The organism is Thermus brevis, from assembly GCF_026427635.1.
Classification (GTDB): Bacteria; Deinococcota; Deinococci; order Deinococcales; family Thermaceae; genus Thermus; species Thermus antranikianii.
This window is the reverse complement of record NZ_CP102606.1, coordinates 667,786-682,802: the sequence shown is the minus strand read 5'-3', so window position 1 is coordinate 682,802 and position 15,017 is coordinate 667,786. Positions and strand designations below refer to the sequence as shown.

Sequence of the window (15,017 nt, the reverse complement as noted above, 5' to 3'; positions counted from 1 at the left end):
CCTATCCCCTCCTCTCGTCGGCCACGATCTCCCCATCCCGAACCCGCACGATGCGCCGGGTCTTCTCCGCTACCATGGGCTCGTGGGTGACGATGATGACCGTGGTCCCCTCGCGGTTAAGCTCCTGGAAAAGGGCCATGATCTCCTCGCCTGTGCGGGTGTCCAAGGCCCCGGTGGGCTCGTCGGCTAGAAGAAGAGGGGGATTCAAGGCCAGGGCCCGGGCGATGGCCACCCGCTGGCGCTGGCCCCCGGAAAGCTGGTTGGGAAGGCTTTTCGCCTTGTCCAAAAGCCCCACCCGTTCCAAGAGGGCTAAGGCCCGCCGCCTACGCTCCTGAGGGGGCACGCCCGCATAGGCCAGGGGCACCTCCACGTTTTCCACCGCCGAAAGCCGGGGAAGGAGGAAGAAGGCCTGGAAGACGAAGCCGATGAAGCGGTTCCGCAGGTAAGCCCGCTCCTCCTCGGAAAGGCTGGAGGTAGGCTTCCCCATAAGGAGGTACTCCCCCTCCGTGGGACGGTCCAAAAGGCCAAGGAGGTGAAGCAGGGTGCTCTTGCCGCTTCCCGAGGGCCCCATGATGGAAAGCATTTCTCCTTCCTCCACCCTGAGGTCCACCCCCTTAAGGGCCGGAAAGGCCCCTCCCCCGTTTTGGTAAACCTTCTTTACCCCTCTAAACTCCAAGAGCACCCTCTACCTCCCAAAGCCCGGGAGGGGAACCGGGGAGGGAGATGAGGGAGTACGCGGGGTCTGGGATGCACCCCCAGCCTTGGGCAGAACCACCTGGTCCCCCTCCTTCAACCCCTCGAGCACCGCCACCATCCGGGCATCTTCCGGCCCCAGAACCACCCGCACGGTATCCGTGGAACCATCGGGAAGGAGGACGTTCACGTAGGCCCGCCCCCGCACCCGCTCCACCGCCCGCTTGGGGATCACCAGGAGATTCCGGGCCTCCTCCACCACGATTTCCCCATCGGCGCTCATGCCGGGGCGCAGGCGGGGATCGTAGGGAAGGCGAACGGTCACCTTAAAGACAGGGATGTTGTTCACCACCTGGCCCTGAGGACTGATGGCCTCCACCCGGCCCTGGAAGGTCTCCCCCGGGAGGCCTTCCAGGGTCACGTCCACCCTCTGCCCCACCCGGACCTTGGCGATCTCTGTTTCGTCCACCTCCAGGACCAAGGCGTAGGCGGAGAGGTTGCCCAAAGTGAGGAGCGGGGTGCCTGGGCCCACCTGGGCCCCAGGGTTGGCGGAAACCGAAAGCACCACCCCGGCGAAGGGGGCACGGACCCGGGTCTTCTCCAGGTTGGCCTGGGCCTCCGCCAGGGCCAGGCGGGCCTGAGACAAAGCAGCCTCCTGGGCCCTGAGATCCTCCTGCAGCTGGGCTTGGCGCAGGCGTAAGGCTTCCCGCTGGGCCTCGAGGCTAGCCCGGGCATTTTCCAGGGCCCGCTGAGCATTGGCATAGGCAGTCTCCGCATCCCAAAGGGCCTGGCGGCTCGTCCCACCCGCCTGGTAGAGCAGGCGGGTGGCCTCCAGGTTACGCCGGGCAGTCTCCAGGGAAGCCTGGGCGTTGGCGTAGGCCACCTCGGCGTTTTTCACCCCGGCTTGCAAGGAAGCCAGACTGCTTTCCCCTTGGGCGCGAGCGTTGGCCAGGCTGGCCTCGGCCCTTTGCAGGTCGGCCCGGGCCGATTCCCAAGCCCGGCGGAAGGGATCGGGATCCAGCTCCGCCAACACCTCGCCCGCCTTCACCGCCTTCCCCTCCTCCACCACGGAAAGAAGGATCCCCTGGACCTCGGGACGTACCTCGAGGGTCCTCCAAGGTTGCAGCTGCCCCGATCCTGCCACCACCACCCGCACCTCCCCCCGGGCCACGGTGTAGACCTCGGGAACCTCCTGGGCCCTGGGGGTCCCCTTGGGGCGGAGAAGGAGGTAGCCCCCTACACCCAGAAGGAGCGCCAAGACCAGGAGGGACCAACGCCTCATGGCTCCACCCCCAAGCCCGCGAGGTCCCGCCCCGCCGCCACGCCCAAGGCCGCCAAGGCCCGCCAGTAGGCGTTTTGCGCCTGCAAGAGGGACTGCTGGGCCTGGAGACGGTTCACCTCCTCCTGCTCAAGTTGGAGAAGACTGATGGTGCCCGCCTGGTAGGAGCGGCGGGCCACCCCAAGGGTTTTCTCCTGGTTGGCCAGGGCCTCGCGGGCAGTGAGCACCTGGCCCCAGGCGGCCTGGGCCTGGGCGTAGGTGCTCTCCAGGTTGGCCAGGGCCTGGGCTAGGGTATTTTGAAGGTTCTTGCGAGCGGTTTCCAGCCCAGCCCGGGCCTTCTCCAAGGTGAGGCGGGGAGTGTAGTCGTTATCGGCCAGGCTCACCTGGAGTTCCGCCAGCTCCACCGCCTGCCGGGCCTGGAGGAGGCTGGGAAGACGGTTTTCCAGGCCCTCCTTTAAGGCGTCCAGGGAAGGGCCGAGGGGCTTGGGCTCAGGTAGAAGGGCAAGCCGGGGCTCCTGGGAAAGGGGAAGGCCCAACACCGCCTCCAAAGCCTTTACCAGGGCCAGGCGCTGGCCCTGGGCATTTTGCAGGGCCAACTCCGCCGAGCGCAGATTGGCCTCGGCCTTGGCCACGTCCAGATCGGTGGCGTTTCCCGCCTGCCTCCGGGCGCGGGCCACCGCCAGGTTCCTCTCCGCCAGGGCCCGGTTGGCCTCCAGCACCTTTTCGTTCTCCTGAGCCTCGAGGAGGCTGGTGTAGGCGGTAAGAAGGCTTTGCAGAAGGGTGAGGCGGCTTGCCTGCACTTGGACCTCGGCCAGGGCCAAGGCCTGCCGCGCCTGGGTGAGGGGCAGGACCAGGGTGCTGGGGTCGGCTTCCAAGGCCCTAAGCTCCCCTGCCGCCGCCTCTCGGGAAAGAAGGGCATTTTGGTAGCCGGGATTACGTTCCAAAGCCAGCTTCCACGCCCCCTGCCAGTCCAGGGTGGACTGGGCTAGGGCCAGGGTACCCAAGAACCAAACCGCCAGCACTCGCCTCATTCCTCACCTCCCAAAAGGGCTTCCCCCATGGCGTCCAAGAGGGCGTAGTAGGCCTGCAAAAGGGCAGACACCGCGCCTTCCCAGGTACGCTGCGCCTGGAGGAGGTTAACCTCAGCCTGCGCCACCTCAAGACGGGTTCCCGTTCCCACCTCCAGGCGTTTTTGCGCCGTATCCAGGGAATTTTTAGCGGCCTCCAGGAGTTTGGACGCTACCCCCATCTGCGCCTGGGCCTGCAAAAGGGTTTGGTGTTTTGACCTTAGGTCCAACTCCGCAGCCGAAAGGGCATTTTCCAAAGCCCGCTTGGCCTGCTCCACCGCCTCCTCCTTTTGCCTCAGCCCCAGGTCCTGGGAAGGGCTGTAAAGGGGAAAGCTGGCCTGGGCCTGAAGGGTAAGGCCGCTTTGGGATGCGCCCAGAAGGGCATGCTGAAGAGCGTAGCTTAGCTCGCCCGACTTAAGGTCCAGTCCGAGGCCAAAACCCGTACCCGCTTCGGTTCCGCTCACGTTGACGCTTACCCGGGGCAGGAACCGGTCGCGCCGGGCCTGGGCCAGAAGGTCCTCCGCCTCCTCCAAGGCCAGGCGGGCCTTTTGCACATCGGGCCTCCGCTCCTTGGCCTTTAGAACCTCTTCCAGGGTGGGTAGGACCCGGGGTGGGGAGAGGGGAAGAGGCTCTACCCGGGTGCCCAAGGTGGCCTCAAGGCGGGCGCGGGCCAGGCTCAAAGCCAGTTCCGACCGCAAGGCATCCGCCTGAGCCTGGGCGAGGTTAGCCTGAGCCTCCAGGAGAGCCTGGAAGGTAGCCTGGCCCCGGGCTTGTTGGGCCTCCACGGCCTTGAGCTGGGCCTCTCTAAGTTCCAGGGTCTTCCGGGCCACCCCCAGGTCCAGCCCAGCCAGGTAGGCATCCAGGTATTGGGACAGGGCCTTCTGGAAAAGGGCGTTCTCCTGGGCCTTGAGGTCCTGAAGGCTTTGACGATAAGCTCGCTCGGCGGCCCGCAGGTTATCCTGGGCCGGCCCCCAGGGCAAAAGGGGCAGGCTTCCCCCCACCCCCAGGGAAAGGCTTTCCTGACCCAAGGGGGTGCGGGAGTAGCTGCCCTGGGGAGCAAGGGTAGGGGCAAGCCCTGCCCGGGCTGCCTCCAGGGCAAGCTCCGCCTGGGCCCTCGCCGCCTCCAGGTCGCGAAAACCGGGGCTTTGCCGCACCAAAGCCCGCAGGTCCACCCCTTGGGCCAAGGCAGGAAGCAGCAGGAAGAAGAGCCATGTCTTCCTCATCTCCATCTCCCTGCCAGCCTAAGGGTGGGCGGTTAGCCCAGGGTTAAGGGAAGCCGGAGGGCGGCGATAAGGCCCCGGGGCCTGTTGGGCTTGAGCTCCAGCCGCCCTCCATGGGCCTCGGCCACCTTGGCAGCCACGGAAAGACCAAGGCCCTCCCCAGGCTTCCCGGAGGCCCGGAAGAAGGGCCTGGCCGCCTCCTTCAAGGCTTCTTCAGGCATTCCCGGCCCCTGGTCCTGCACCTCCAGGAAGGCTTCCTCCCCCTCCACCCGCAAGGCCACCTCCACCCCCAGGCCCTCCCCGTGCAGGAGGGCATTCTGCAGAAGGTTCCTCAGGGCCTGGGAAAGAAGCAGGGGATCCCCCTGGAAGGCCAGATGGCCGGGACCCCGGTAGGGCACGCCGAAGGCCTCGGCCTCCTGGCGGGCCAGCTGGGCCAGGTCCAGGGGAATCCGCTCCACCCTTCCCTCCCGGGCCAGGACCAAGAGGGCCTCCACCAGGCGCTTCATGCGGAGAAGCTCCTCCTTGACCGCCTCCTGGGCCTCCTCCCGGGGCAGATACCCTGCCTCCGCCGCCTCCAGCTGGGCCAGGGCAGCGGCCACCGGGGTCCTCAGCTCGTGGGCGGCGTCCCGGGTGAAGCGGCGCTCCCTATCCAAAAAGGCCTGGAGGCGCTCCAGCATGTGGTTGAAGGCCTCCGCCAGGGCCTTGAGCTCCCCTCCCCCTCCGGGGGCCACCCGGTGGGAAAGATCCCCGGAGTCCGCCACCCGCCGGGCCACCTCCGTGAGGCGGGAAAGGGGGGTCAAAGCCGCCTGGGCCACCCTGGACGCCAGGAGCACCGCCAAGAGGGTGAGCAAGGCCCCGCTTCCCCAAAGGGCCAGGCGGAAGCGGGCCAAGGCCCCCGCCGCCCCCGGGTCGTAGCGGGCCACGGTGAGGGTACCCCCCGGCACCTCCAGGACCAGAACCCGCCACCCCTCCCGCCAGCGGGCCCCGGGGGGAAGGTCCGGCCAGTCCGGGAAGTTGGCGCTCTGGTGGGCCTTGTCCCCCTGCACCAGGCGGAAGGCGAACTCCCCCCTTGGGGGCCTCCGGCCCTCCGAGAGGGCGGCCACGTAGAAGAGGAGGGAGCGGTCCAGGTCGGCCTCGAGGAGGCGCTTGAAGGCCAGGTAGCTCAAGGCCCCCTGGAAGAGGAGGGCAAGCCCCACGGAAAGGGCCAGGAAGAGGGCCAAGCGGGCCCTAAGGCTCATGGCCAAGCCGGTACCCCCCGGGGACGGTGCGTATGACCTGCGGATGAAGCTTCTGCCTCAGGTAGTGGATGTACACCTTCACCGCCCCCACCTTTTCCGCATCCCCAAAGACCTTTTCCGCCAGCTCCTCCGGGGGGAAGACCCGGCCCGGATGGAGAAGGAAGACCTCCAGGAGGGCGAACTCCTTAAGGGAGAGGTCCACCCGCTGGCCCCGGTGGTAAACCGCCCGCCCCGCCAGGTCCGCCTCCAGGTCCCCAAGGCGCAGGCGGGCCCCCTTCGCCTCCGCCTGCCGGCGGAAAAGGGCCCGCACCCGGGCGAGAAGCTCCTCCAGGTGGAAGGGCTTCACCAGGTAATCGTCCCCGCCCAGGTCCAGGCCGAAGACCCGGTCCTCGAGGGTATCCCGGGCGGTGAGGAACAGGATGGGCCCCTTGTACCCCGCCTGGCGCACCTCCTGGGCGAAGCGGAAGCCCCCGTCGGGATCCTCGGGCAGGCGCACGTCCAGCACCATGAGGTCGGGCTCCAGCTCCAAGAAGGCATCCCTGGCCTCCTCCAAACCCCTGGCCCAGCGCACCCCGTAGCCCTGGGCCTTAAGGGCTCCCTCCACCGCCCGGCCCAGGCGGGGCTCGTCCTCGAGGAGGAGAACCTGCACGCCTCCAGTATGCCCCCCTGCGGTTAGGCGGGGGTTATGGGCCGGGCTAACCCTCACCTAACCACCCTCCCCTACCCTTTAGGGCATGGGCCGGTACGGGGCCAGATGGGAGGGCATCCTGGGAAGCTTCCTGGAGGTCCAGGTCCTCGCCCCGCCCTGGAGGGTCCGCAGGGTCTTCCCGGCGGTGGTGCAGGAGGTGGTCAGGCTGGAGGGCCTCTTGAGCCGCCACCGGGATAGCGAGCTCACCCGCCTGGTGCGCCAGGGGGGAGGCCGGCCAAGCCCGGAGGTGCGGGAGGTTCTCGCCTGGGCCCTCAGGCTCCAGGAGGCCACGGGCGGGGCCTTCCACCCCGCTCCCCGGCACGGGGGGGAAGCCCTGCGCCTCCACGGGGAGGAGGTGGAGGTCCTGGCTCCCCTGGACCTGGACGGCTTGGCCAAGGGCTACATCGCCGACCGGGCGGCCCAAGCGGCCATCCAAGCGGGGGCCCGGGCCGTCCTGGTGAACCTGGGTGGGGACCTGGCCCGCCGGGGGCCCGGGCAGGCGGAGGTGGAGGTGGAGGACCCCCAGGGCCCCGACAACGCCAAGCCCGCCTGGATCCTTTCCCTGAGGGAAGGGGGCGTGGCCACCAGCGGGCTACGGCATAAGGGGCTCCACCTCCTGGACCCCCGCCGGAAAGCCCCGGCAAGCCCCCCAACAGCCCTCCAGGCCACGGTGATCGCCCCCAGCGCCCTCCTGGCCGATGGCCTCACCAAGGCCCTCTTCCTCCTGGGGAAGGAGGGGTTTTCCGTGCTCAGGGGCTTTGGAGCCGAGGGAATCCTCTTCACCCCGGATGGCCCCGTACCGAGCCCCGGGCTTAGGGGAGGGAAGGATGCTTAAGCGTTATTACAGCCGCAGGAGCTTTTTCCGAAGGGTGCTGGGCGGGGCCCTGGCCCTGGGGTTGGCCCGGGGCCAAGGCAAGGCCTGGCCGCAAGGGATGGAGCTCAGGGTCAGCTTCACCTACGAGGGTGGTGGGTTCCGCTACCGGGCCCCTTACGTGGCCGTGTACGTGGAGGACGAGAAGGGGAACCTGGTCCGCACCCTGGGGCTTTTCCTCATGCCGGGGAAGGGGGAACGGTGGTGGAACGCCCTCCGGCGCTACTTCACCCAGGGGAGCCTCGAGGCCATGCGCACCCTTTCCGGCCCCACCCGTCCCCCAGGGCAGTACACCCTGGCCTGGGATGGCCTGGACGACCGGGGGCGCACCGTGCCCCAGGGGGGCTACTACGTGTGCGTGGAGTACGCCCGGGAGCATGGCCCCTACGAGCTCTTCCGGGAAAGGGTGGAGATCGGGGACAAGCCCTTCCAGAAAACCTACCCCTTGAGGGGGGAGCTTAGGGAGGTGAGCCTTGATTACCGCAGGAAAACCTAGAAGCGGGGCCAGCCCCCTCAGGGCCCGCCTTTACGCCTGGGCCCGGGTCCTTCACCTCTACCTTTCCATGCTGGCCCTGATGGCGGTCCTCTTCTTCGCCCTCACCGGTCTCACCCTGAACCACCCCGAGTGGTTCGGGGAAGGGCGGGTGAGGAAGCTCACCGGAACCCTGCCCGGTGCCCCTTACCTGCAGGGGGAGGCCGTGGACTGGCTGAGGCTTTCCGAGGACCTCCGGGCCCTCGGGCTCAGGGGGCGGGTCTCCGAGTACGGCCAAAGCGGGGCCCAGGCCTGGCTTTCCTTCCGGGCCCCCGGCTACGGGGCCGATGCCCAGGTGGACCTGAAGACGGGGGCGTACACCCTAAGCCTCTCGGAGGCCGGCCTGGTAGCGGCCCTCAACGACCTGCACAAGGGCCGGGATACCCCGGGAGCCTGGAAATGGGCCATAGACCTCTCCGCCCTCTTCCTGGCCCTGGTGAGCCTCACCGGCCTCTTCCTGAGCCTCTTCCTGCGCAAAACCCGGCGTCCGGCCCTCCTCACCCTGCTTCTGGGCCTTCTCCTCTTCGGGGGCCTGGCCCTCTGGGCCTCCCTTTAAAGCTCGTCCAGAAGCTCCCTGGGGGTGCGCCGGGCGGCGAGGTACCCCCCTTCCCGCAGGGCCAGGGGGAAGAGCACCTCCCAGGGCCCCTCGAGGGCCAAAAGCCCCTCCCCCTGGAAGACCCTCGCCCCCTCGGGCGGGCCTCCCTCCAGGCCGAAGGGGAAAAGGGCCAAAAACTCCTCCCCTGGCTCCCCCTCCCCCCGGTCCAGGTAAAGGGCCACGGGCTCCAGAAACCCCATGAGGCGGGTGCGGTGCATCTCCCGCCTCAGGGCCTGGAGGGCTTTGGGGTGCGAGGCCCCCTGCCAGAGGAGGAAGTCGGCCTCGGGGGAAAGCCCCACCAGGCTGTAGACCTGGAGGAAACCCTCCTTTTCCTGCCAGCGGGCCAGGAACTGGGCGAACTCCTCTTTAAGGTGCTCCTGGTGCTCGGCCTCGAGGCGGCGGAACTCCGGCAAAAGCCTATAGAGGCTGAACCCCCAAAGGCGCGGCATGCCTCACCCCACCTCCAGGAAGCGGGCCAGGGCCTCTTGGCTGAGGCGCTTGCCCACGTAGAAGGGCCCGAACTCGCCAAAGCGGGCGGATACCTCGTCAAAGCGCATCTCGTACACGATCTTCTTGAACTGGATGGGGTCCTCGCTGAAGAGGTCCACCCCCCACTCCCAGTCGTCCAGGCCCTGGGCCCCGCTGATCACCTGCAAGACCTTGCCCTGGTACTTCCTTCCCGTTTCCCCGTGGGCCTTCATGAGCTCCGCCCGCTCCTTGGCGGGGAGGAGGTACCAGTTGTCCTGGCCCTGGCGGCGCTTGTTCATGGGGTAGAAGCAGACGTAGCCCGTCTTGGGCACCCTGGGGGTCAGGCGGGGCTTGATGTAGGGGGCCTCGGGATCCAAGAGCCCGGTCTGGCTTCCCAGCTCCACCACCGAGTAAAACCCGTAGGCGGGGCTCAGGTAGCGGGCGAAAAGGCTCTTGTTGAGCCTGGCCTCCACCTCTAAGAGGGCATCCAGGCTCTCCCTCAGGTTCAGGAAGAGGAGGTCGGCCTTGGGGGTGATCACCTGGTACACGCCGAAGGACCCCTTGCCCTCCGCCTCCACCTTCTCCCACTCCTTCAGGATCTCCGAAAGCTCCTCCCAGGCGGCCTGCCGTTCCTCCTTGGGGGCGGAGAACCAGGCGGCATGGTCCAGGCGGCGGAAGTCGTGAAGGATGTGCCAGCCCTCGAGGGTAAAGGTGGGCTCAGGAATGTGACCTCCCATGCCCCCAATATACCCGGGGATATACTCCCACCATGGTGGCCCTACACGTAGCCCTCGCCCTCCTTCTGGCCTGGCTTTTAGGCCTCTACGGAGCCAGAGCCCTGAACGCCCTGGGGCGCCTCACCCCCACGGAACGGGATGACCGCTTCTTCCGGGTCCTCGGCTTCCTCTGGTGGGGGGTGGTGGCCCTCCTGGCCCTGAGCTACCTGGCCCACGCCCTCGCCTGGCCCCTGGAGCCCCTGGCCACCTGGGGGAAGGCCCTCGCCCAGTGGCTGGGAAGCCGGGGCCTGGCCATTCTGGCGGTGCTGGGCCTCACCCTGGTGGCCTACCGCCTCGTGCCCCTCCTCCTCGCCCGGCTTCCCGAGCCCGAAGGGGAGCTCACCCGGGAGGCGGTGCGGCGCAAAACCCTGAGGGCGGTGGCGGATTCCGTGCTGAAGGTGGCCATCCTCACCCTGGGGGGACTCTTCCTCCTTTCCAACCTGGGCTTCAACGTCACCGCCCTCCTGGCGGGGGCCGGGGTGGTGGGCCTGGCCATCAGCTTCGCCGCCCAGAACCTGATCCGGGACTTCATCAACGGGTTTTTCATCCTCCTGGAGGATCAGTACGGGGTGGGGGATATCGTGCTCATCAACGGGGTGGGGGGGCAGGTGGAGCGCTTCAACCTGCGCCTCACCGTCCTCCGGGACCTGGAGGGCCGGGTCCACTTCATCCCCAACTCCGAGGTCCACCAGGTGACGGTTCTCACCCAGGAGTGGAGCCGGGCGGTGGTGGACGTGGGCGTGGCCTACAAGGAGGACCTGGACCGGGTTTTGGCGGTGTTCCAAGATGAGGTGGCCCGCTTCCACCAGGATCCGGAGTGGCAGGACCGGTTCACCGAACCCCCGGAGGTCCTGGGGGTGCAGGACCTGGGAAACAGCGCCGTGGTGATCCGGGTCCTCTTCAGCACCAAGCCCGCCCAGCAGTGGGCCGTGGCCCGGGAGTTCCGCCGCCGCATCAAAAACCGCCTGGACCAGGAGGGGATCGAGATCCCCTACCCCCACCAGAAGCTCTACTTCGGCGAACCCCTTAGGCTGGAGAAGGGAGCGTAAGGATGCCGGACGTCTACGGAACCATCCTGGAGGCCATCCACCCCCACCTGGGCACCAGGGCCGAGGCGGTGCTGGAGGAAGGGCTGAAGCGCCTGGGCAAACGGCCCTCCGAGCTCACCCCGGCGGAGGGGGCTCACCTCCTAAAGGGCCTGGTCTACCGCGAGCTCCAGGCCCGCATGCGCCCGGAGGAGGCCAGGCGGTTGGTGGAGGGGGTCCTGGCCAAGATAGAAGGCCAGGGTGCCAGGCTGGCCAAGCTGGAACAGGGCTTGAAGCGCTTCGGGCTCTATGTGGACTGGCCGGAGGTGGCCCGCCTCCGGGCCCTGGTCAACCGCCTGCGCCAGTTCCCGGACCCTGGGCTTTTGGCAGAGGGGGAAGAGCTTTTAGAGGCCCTGGACGAGAAGATGGAGGAGGCCCTCCTGCGCCAGGCCAAGGACCTGGCCCACCTGGAGGAGGCCCTGGAAAGGGTGCGCCACCTGGGAGGGCCCAAGGTGCGGCGGCTGGAGAGCCTGGTGGAAACCATCCGCCAGGCTCAGAAGGAGGGCATCCTGGCCCAGGCGGAGGTGGAGCGGGCCCGGAGCCTGGCCCTGGAGCTAAGGAAGTTCCTGGAGTCCAGCGCCGTCAAGACCCCCACCCTGCCGGAGATCGTCTTTGAAACCCAGGAGGCTGCCCCGGAAACCCCACCCCAGGCGGAAACGCCCTCTTCCCACCCCACCGACGTCTTCCTCACCGTGGAGGAGGCCTCCGACCTGGAAGGGGAGCTAGTGGTGGATCTCGAGGCCCTTTCCCAGGAGGCCAGCCGGAGAATCCTGGCCCTGGAGGTGGAGGAGGAGAAGCGCAGGCTGGAAGAGCTTTTAAGGCGCTTTGCCCCCCTGGTGGAGCGGGCCACGGTGAGCCCCCTTCTCGCCGAGGTCCAGGCCCTTCTGGATGCGGGCACCCCCGTGGGGGAAAAGCTCCAAGCCCTGGAGGAAGCCTTTCAGGAGGCCGAGAGGAACCTCCGGGCCGAGAAGCGGGCCCGCCTGATCCAGCTTCAGGAGGCCCTGCGCCTCCTTTCCCTGCCCGAGGAAGCCAAGCTCCCCCTACAACGGGCCTTGCAGCTGGCGGAGGAAACCCTGGAGGAGGGAGGCTACCCCGACCTCCTTCCCCTGGAGGAGGAGCTCAGGCGCCTGGAAGAGGAGGCCCGGCGCAAGGCGGAGGAGGAAAAGCGCCTCCTCCAGGAAAAGGAAGCCCTGGTGGAGGAGCTAAAGAAAAAGGGCGAAGCCTTCCGCCCCCTCCTGGAGGAACTGAAGGCGCTCCCCCTAGAAGCCCTTCCCCAAAGGCTTCCCGAGGTGCGGGCCCGGTATGCCGAGCTCCTCAAGGCCCAGGGGGAGGAGGCCGCCCTAAGGGCCAAGCTCGCCGAGGCGGCCAAGGCCCTGGAGGCCCTAAAGCCCGAGGCCCTGGCCCTGGGCCTAAAGGAGAAGGTGGCCGAGGCGGAAGCCCTCTTGGCCCAGGGAAGCCTTCCCGACCTGGGATCTTTACAGAAAAGCCTGGAGGACGCCAAGGCCCAGGCCCGGCAGGAAGCCCTTCTGGAGCTCTCCCGCCTCCAGGCCCTGGCGGAGCGCTTTCGCGGCTTCGGGGGGGAAGGGGTCTTGCGGGCCATCGCCGAGGAAAAGGGCAAGCCCCTCCCCGACCCCACCCCTGTAGCCCGGGCCCTGGAGGCCTTAAAGCGGCGGATGGAGGTGAAGCGGGAGGAGCTCACCACCCGCCTCACCGCCTTCTTCCAGGCTTACGCCCGCCTCGAGGGGTTCCAAAGCGAAACGGGTCGCCGCCTAAAGGCCCTTTTGCCGGTGCTGAGAAGCGCCCAGGAAAAGCTTTCCCGCCTGGGACCCCAAGGCCTCCTCCAGGTGGAAAGAACCCTAAGCCAGGCGGAGGCCCTTCTCCGGGAGCTGGAAAGGGAGCAGGAGGCCGCCAAGGCTGTGCTCCAGGAGATCAGAGGCGAGGAGCTCGAGGCCCTCCTGGGAGTCTTCGACCAGGGAAGGACCCCGGCCCAGGCCAGGGCACCGGAGGCTCCAACCGGGGCACCCTCGCCCAAGGTGCTCGAGGCGGACCTCGCCCCCTTGCGCCTTCCTGGGGTGGAGGTGCTGGGCTACCTGGGGGAGGCCCTCCCCCTGCCCAAGGAACCCCTGGAAGCCCTGGTCCAGGCCCTGGACCAGCTGGATAAAAGCCTGGGCCAGTCCCGGGGGCCGGCGGCCATCCTGCTGGGGGAGAAGGCCTTGGTCTTGGCCCCCCGCAAGGGCCGCACCCTGGTGGCCCTGCTGGGAAAAACCAGCCTATCCGCCTTCCTCCTGGAGCTCACCTCCTAGGGGTGCTACACTGAAAAATGGTGGTATCCGTTTCGGCTCTTTGGGAAAAGCTTGCACCTCTTCTAGACTATCTCCCAGCGGGGGAGCGGGAAAAGGTGCGGGAGGCCTACCTTTTCGCCGAGGAGGCCCACCGGGGCCAGCTCAGGAGAAGCGGGGAGCCCTACATCACCCACCCGGTGGCGGTGGCGGAGATCCTGGCCTCCTTGCGCATGGATGCGGATACCGTGATGGCGGGCCTCCTCCACGACACCCTGGAGGACTGCGGGGTGGCCCCCGAGGAGCTGGAAAGGCGCTTTGGCCCTGCGGTGCGCAGGCTGGTGGAGGGGGAGACCAAGGTCAGCAAGCTCTACAAGCTGGCCAACCTCGAGGGGGAGGAGAAGCGGGCAGAGGACCTCCGCCAGATGTTCATCGCCATGGCAGAGGACGTGCGCATCATCATCGTGAAGCTGGCGGACCGCCTTCACAACCTCCGCACCCTGGAGCACATGCCCCCCGAGAAGCAAAGGCGCATCGCCCAGGAAACCCTGGAGATCTACGCCCCCCTGGCCCACCGCCTGGGGATGGGGCAGCTCAAGTGGGAACTGGAGGACCTTTCCTTCCGCTACCTCCACCCCGAGGCCTACCACGCCCTTCTTTCCCGCATCCAGGAAACCCAGGAGGCCCGGGAACAGATCATCCGAAAGGCCATGGCGGCCCTGGAGGAAGCCCTAAGGAGGGATGAGCTCCTCCAGGCCCAGCTCCAAAGCCTGGAGGTGACGGGCCGCCCCAAGCACCTCTACTCCATCTGGAAGAAAATGGAGCGGGAGGGGAAGGCCCTGGAACAGATCTACGACCTCTTGGCGGTCCGGGTCATCCTGGACCCCAAGCCCGCCCCCACGGAGGAAGGAAGGGCCTTGAGGGAAAAGCAGGTCTGCTACCACGTCCTGGGCCTGGTCCACGCCCTCTGGCAGCCCATCCCCGGGCGGGTTAAGGACTACATCGCCGTGCCCAAGCCCAACGGCTACCAGTCCCTCCACACCACGGTCATCGCCCTGGAGGGGCTTCCCCTGGAGGTGCAGATCCGCACCCGGGAGATGCACCGCATCGCCGAGTACGGGATCGCCGCCCACTGGCTTTACAAGGAGGGCCTCACCGACCCCGAGGAGCTAAAGAGGCGGGTTTCCTGGCTTAAAAGCATCCAGGAGTGGCAGCAGGAGTTTAGCAGCTCCCGGGAGTTCGTGGAGGCGGTGACCCGGGACCTCCTCGGGGGCAGGGTCTTCGTCTTCACCCCCAAGGGGCGGATCATCAACCTGCCCAAGGGGGCTACCCCCGTGGACTTCGCCTACCACATCCACACCGAGGTGGGGCACCACATGGTGGGGGCCAAGGTGAACGGGCGGATCGTCCCCCTCTCCTACGAGCTGCAAAACGGGGAGATCGTGGAGATCCTCACCGCCAAAAACGCCCACCCCTCCAAGGACTGGCTGGAGTTCGCAAAGACCCGGAGCGCTAAGAGCAAGATTCGCCAGTACTTCCGCACCCAGGAGCGCCAGGAAACCTTGGAGAGGGGGCAGAACCTCCTGGAGCGCTACCTGAAGCGCCGGGGCCTCCCCAAACCCAGCGACAGCCAGCTGGAGGAGGCCGCCAGGAAGCTGGGACTCAGCCCTTCCCCCGAGGAGCTCTACCTGGCCCTGGCCCTAAACCGCCTCACCCCCAAGCAGGTGGCGGAGAAGCTCTACCCCAAGGCCCTTCTCAAGCCGGAAAAGCCCAAGGCACCCCCCAGGAACGAGTGGGGGATCCGCCTGGAGCAGGACCTCCAGGCCCCCATCCGCCTGGCCTCCTGCTGCGAGCCCATGAAAGGGGACGCCATCCTGGGCTTCGTCACCCGGGGCCGGGGGGTCACCATCCACCGGGCGGACTGCCCCAACCTGCGCCGCATCCTCCAGGGACCGGAGGCGGACCGGGTCATCGGGGCCTACTGGGAGGGGGTGGGGGGCAAGGTGGCCACCCTCGAGGTCCTGGCCCAGGACCGCGCCGGCCTCCTGAGGGACGTGATGCAGGTGGTGGCCGAGGCGGGGAAGAGCGCCTTGGGCTCGGAAACCCGGATCCTCGGACCCCTGGCCCGCATCCGCCTCCGCCTCACCGTGCAGGACGGGGAGCGGGAGTCCCTGGTCCAGGCCATAAAGGGCGTGAAAAGCGTGCAGGAGGTGCGCTGGGTCTAGG

At 67.7% G+C, this 15,017-nt stretch carries 14 protein-coding genes; 6 read left to right on the top strand and 8 right to left on the bottom strand.

Features of this window, described 5'->3' with window-relative positions:
- Position 1: 1 nt before the first annotated feature.
- Genes KQ693_RS03900 through KQ693_RS03875 form a run of 6 tightly spaced genes read right to left on the bottom strand, consistent with a single transcriptional unit; the run spans position 2 to position 6,146 of the window.
- Positions 2–682, bottom strand: coding sequence for an ABC transporter ATP-binding protein (locus tag KQ693_RS03900; protein ID WP_038071148.1), 681 nt, complete (start codon positions 680–682; stop codon positions 2–4).
- Positions 683–685: 3 nt separating this feature from the next.
- Positions 686–1,975 (bottom strand): efflux RND transporter periplasmic adaptor subunit, encoded by a 1,290-nt coding sequence (locus tag KQ693_RS03895; protein WP_267261972.1) that lies wholly within the window; start codon positions 1,973–1,975, stop codon positions 686–688.
- On the bottom strand, positions 1,972–3,003 hold the full coding sequence (locus tag KQ693_RS03890; protein WP_219759220.1) for a TolC family protein: 1,032 nt from the start codon (positions 3,001–3,003) through the stop codon (positions 1,972–1,974). The genes KQ693_RS03895 and KQ693_RS03890 overlap by 4 nt, the downstream gene beginning before the upstream one ends.
- On the bottom strand, positions 3,000–4,262 hold the full coding sequence (locus KQ693_RS03885) for a TolC family protein (protein WP_267261971.1): 1,263 nt from the start codon (positions 4,260–4,262) through the stop codon (positions 3,000–3,002). Before KQ693_RS03885 ends, KQ693_RS03890 begins: the two co-directional genes overlap by 4 nt.
- Positions 4,263–4,294: 32 nt before the next feature.
- Complete coding sequence (locus KQ693_RS03880) at positions 4,295–5,497, bottom strand: sensor histidine kinase (protein ID WP_267261970.1); 1,203 nt, start codon at positions 5,495–5,497, stop codon at positions 4,295–4,297.
- Entirely contained in the window at positions 5,487–6,146 is a 660-nt protein-coding gene (locus tag KQ693_RS03875) for a response regulator transcription factor (protein ID WP_219759217.1), read from the bottom strand. Before KQ693_RS03875 ends, KQ693_RS03880 begins: the two co-directional genes overlap by 11 nt.
- 85 nt (positions 6,147–6,231) lie before the next feature.
- On the opposite strand from KQ693_RS03875, the gene KQ693_RS03870 reads away from it, so the two are divergent.
- The 3 genes from KQ693_RS03870 to KQ693_RS03860 are packed head-to-tail and all read left to right on the top strand — an operon-like array spanning position 6,232 to position 8,144.
- Positions 6,232–7,020, top strand: a complete 789-nt coding sequence (locus tag KQ693_RS03870; RefSeq protein ID WP_219759216.1) for an FAD:protein FMN transferase — start codon at positions 6,232–6,234, stop codon at positions 7,018–7,020.
- A complete protein-coding gene (locus tag KQ693_RS03865) occupies positions 7,013–7,552 on the top strand; it encodes a DUF2271 domain-containing protein (protein WP_219759215.1) in 540 nt (179 codons plus the stop codon). Before KQ693_RS03870 ends, KQ693_RS03865 begins: the two co-directional genes overlap by 8 nt.
- Positions 7,530–8,144 carry a PepSY-associated TM helix domain-containing protein gene (locus KQ693_RS03860; RefSeq protein ID WP_219759214.1) on the top strand — a complete coding sequence of 205 codons (615 nt, stop codon included), beginning with the start codon at positions 7,530–7,532 and terminating at the stop codon, positions 8,142–8,144. Before KQ693_RS03865 ends, KQ693_RS03860 begins: the two co-directional genes overlap by 23 nt.
- Here the strand turns inward: KQ693_RS03860 and KQ693_RS03855 are convergent.
- Both KQ693_RS03855 and hemQ read right to left on the bottom strand, forming a co-directional pair.
- Positions 8,141–8,632, bottom strand: a complete 492-nt coding sequence (locus KQ693_RS03855) for a chlorite dismutase family protein (protein WP_219759213.1) — start codon at positions 8,630–8,632, stop codon at positions 8,141–8,143. The two genes, KQ693_RS03860 and KQ693_RS03855, sit on opposite strands and share 4 nt — an antisense overlap.
- A 3-nt stretch (positions 8,633–8,635) precedes the next feature.
- Positions 8,636–9,388 carry a hydrogen peroxide-dependent heme synthase gene (gene hemQ / locus KQ693_RS03850; protein WP_267261969.1) on the bottom strand — a complete coding sequence of 251 codons (753 nt, stop codon included), beginning with the start codon at positions 9,386–9,388 and terminating at the stop codon, positions 8,636–8,638.
- Positions 9,389–9,420: 32 nt separating this feature from the next.
- Between hemQ and KQ693_RS03845 the strand changes: the two genes are divergently transcribed.
- From KQ693_RS03845 to KQ693_RS03835, 3 genes are read left to right on the top strand one after another with little or no spacing between them, the layout of a single operon-like run.
- Complete coding sequence (locus tag KQ693_RS03845) at positions 9,421–10,476, top strand: mechanosensitive ion channel family protein (protein ID WP_267261968.1); 1,056 nt, start codon at positions 9,421–9,423, stop codon at positions 10,474–10,476.
- Positions 10,477–10,478: 2 nt separating this feature from the next.
- Positions 10,479–12,815: a coiled-coil domain-containing protein gene (locus KQ693_RS03840; RefSeq protein WP_267261967.1), complete on the top strand. Its 2,337-nt coding sequence runs from the start codon at positions 10,479–10,481 to the stop codon at positions 12,813–12,815.
- 17 nt (positions 12,816–12,832) lie between these two features.
- Positions 12,833–15,016 carry a RelA/SpoT family protein gene (locus tag KQ693_RS03835; protein WP_219759209.1) on the top strand — a complete coding sequence of 728 codons (2,184 nt, stop codon included), beginning with the start codon at positions 12,833–12,835 and terminating at the stop codon, positions 15,014–15,016.
- The last annotated feature ends 1 nt before the right edge of the window (position 15,017 follow it).